Origin of the sequence: Methylibium sp. T29, from assembly GCF_000576205.1 — a bacterium.
Lineage (GTDB): Bacteria > Pseudomonadota > Gammaproteobacteria > Burkholderiales > Burkholderiaceae_C > Methylibium > Methylibium petroleiphilum.
On the sequence record NZ_AZND01000379.1, the window covers coordinates 1 to 2,493 of the forward strand.

A 2,493-nucleotide genomic window follows, 5' to 3' on the forward strand; every position below is an offset into this window, starting at 1 on the left:
CGGGCACGCAGGCGCTGGCGTTTCGCGTGCTGCGCGGCCTCGGCCTCGCCCGGGCGCTGCGATGCCAACTCGTACCGAAGGCACCGCCGGCCTGGGTCGATGCACTGCTGCTCAGTGTGCTCGCCCTGTCGCACCAGGATGCGGAGAGCGCCGACACCCCACCCTACGCGCCGCACACGCTGGTGAGCCAGGCGGTGGAGGCGGCCAAGCAGCGCGCACGGGCACAGGCCGGCTTCGTCAACGCGGTGCTGCGGCGCCATCTGCGGGAGCAGGCAACGCAGGCCGCGGCCGCGGCGAAGGATCCTGTCGCCGTGTGGAACCATCCGCGCTGGTGGATCGAGACACTGCAGCGCGACTGGCCAGGGCAGTGGGCCGAGCTGTTGCGTGCCAACGACCGGCGTGCGCCGATGACGTTGCGCGTCAATCAACGGCAGCAGGACAGAGCCAGCTACCTGCTGCGCCTGGAGCAGGCGGGCATCGCTGCCCATGCCGTGACCCGGCCCGGCGCGATCGATGCCCAGGCCATCGAGCTCGCGACGCCCTGCGCGGTGTCCGCACTGCCGGGCTTTGCCGACGGCGCGGTGTCGGTGCAGGACCTCGCGGCCCAGGTGGCGGCCCCTCTGCTGCTGGGCGCCGGCCTGGCGCCTGGCGCCCGGGTGCTTGACGCCTGTGCGGCGCCCGGCGGCAAGGCGGCTCACCTGCTCGAGCTGGCCGAGCTCGACCTGCTGGCCCTGGACGCCGACCCGCAGCGGCTGGTGAAGGTGAGCGAGACGTTGCAGCGCCTCGGCCTGAGGGCACGCACCCAGGCCGCAGATGCACGCCACGTTGCCGCCTGGTGGGACGGCCGGCCCTACGATGCCATCCTGCTCGACGCGCCCTGCAGCGCCTCGGGCATCGTGCGACGCCACCCCGATGTGCGCTGGCTGCGCCGCGCCTCGGACCTCGATGCGCTGGCGTCGACCCAGGCTGCGCTGCTCGATGCGTTGTGGCCGCTGTTGCGGCCCGGCGGGCGGCTGCTCTACGCCACCTGCTCGGTCTTCAAGGCCGAAGGCGCGCATCAGATCGACGCTTTTTGCAACGCGCACCCGATGCCATCGCGCAGCCTTCACCCGGCTACCTGCTGCCGGTGGTCGACAATCCCGGACAGGTGAGCGAGGGGCCGCTGCGGCCTTCGACGGACGGTTTCTATTACGCGCTGCTCGAAAAGCGTTCGTCCTGAGCCGCACCGCAACGACCCATCATCCAAACGCCTACCGCCACCGTGTTCACCGCCTCGGTTCGACGCTGGTTTCAGCCTGCCGCAGGACGGTCGGCCGGGTGGCTGCCCGCGGCCTGGCTGGCGCTGGTGATCTGGCTGGCGGTCGGCGCGTCGGCGGCACATGCCGATGGCATCGAACTCAGCGCGCTGGACCTCACGCGCGGCGACGAGGGCCTGTTGCTCGGCTACACCGCCAGTGTCGTGCTGCCCCATGCAGTCGAGGACGCGCTGCAGAAGGGTGTGCCGCTGCATTTCGTGGCCGAGGCCGAGGTGTTCCGTTCGCGCTGGTATTGGCGCGACAAGCGGGTGGCACGGGCCACCCGCACCTGGCGCCTCACCTGGCAGCCGCTCACGCGGCGCTACCGCGTCAATTTCGGCAGCCTGAGCCAGAACTACGACTCGCTGTCCGATGCGCTGTGGGTGGTGCAGCGTGCCACCCGCTGGAAGCTCGCCGAGGCCGGCGACCTGGACGACGGCGACGGCCAGTACATCGAGTTCAGCCTGCGGCTCGACACCTCGCAGCTGCCGCGCCCGCTACAGATCAGCTTCGGCGGCCAGGCCGAATGGGCGCTCGAGGTCGAGCGACGGCTGGTCGTGCCCGCCGCGCGCTGACCCCGGAACGCGCACGGCAGCGGCCATGACCCCGGAACGCCTGCGCCGCCGCTTGGCGCTGCTGCTCACGCGGCACTCGGACCGCCGAATCTCGCGCGGCGTCTGGGTCGTCGCGTTGGCCGCGACCACGGCGGCGGCGCTGGTGCTCACCTTCCTGCTGGCCATCGCCACCAACAACCGGGAGTTCTACGAGCGGTACTACAACGGTCTCCTGTGGGCCAACGTCGTGATCGCGACCGTGCTGGTCGGTGTGATCGTGGTCGGTGCGGTGCGGCTCGCTGCGCGGGTGCTGCGCGGACGCTTCGGTTCGCGGCTGCTGCTGCGGCTCGCGGCGATCTTCGGCGTGGTGGCGGTGGTGCCCGGGGCGCTGGTCTACACGGTGAGCTACCAGTTCGTGTCTCGCAGCATCGAGAGCTGGTTCGACGTGCGCGTCGAGGGTGCGCTGGAGGCCGGCCTGAACCTCGGGCGCGGCACGCTCGACACACTGGTCAATGATCTCGCCGGCAAGACGCGCGTGGCCGCCGAGCGGCTCGGCGAGGCCCCCGAGCGACAGCAGCCGCTGGCCCTGGAGCGCTTGCGGGAGCAACTCACGGCGCAGGACGTGCGGTGCTCGGCGCGGCCGG

The 2,493-nt window shown here is 71.6% G+C and carries 2 protein-coding genes and 1 pseudogene; all 3 read left to right on the forward strand.

Features of this window, described 5'->3' with window-relative positions:
* Positions 1-1,151, forward strand: a 1,151-nt coding sequence (rsmB, locus tag x551_RS21105; protein ID WP_051512265.1) for a 16S rRNA (cytosine(967)-C(5))-methyltransferase RsmB, incomplete at its 5' end; no start/stop codon positions are given.
* A gap of 110 nt (positions 1,152-1,261) precedes the next feature.
* Positions 1,262-1,870 carry a DUF4390 domain-containing protein gene (locus x551_RS21110; protein ID WP_011827874.1) on the forward strand — a complete coding sequence of 203 codons (609 nt, stop codon included), beginning with the start codon at positions 1,262-1,264 and terminating at the stop codon, positions 1,868-1,870.
* A 25-nt stretch (positions 1,871-1,895) separates the two neighbouring features.
* Positions 1,896-2,493 (forward strand): annotated as a pseudogene (locus tag x551_RS21115) (PAS domain-containing sensor histidine kinase); the annotation flags it as partial.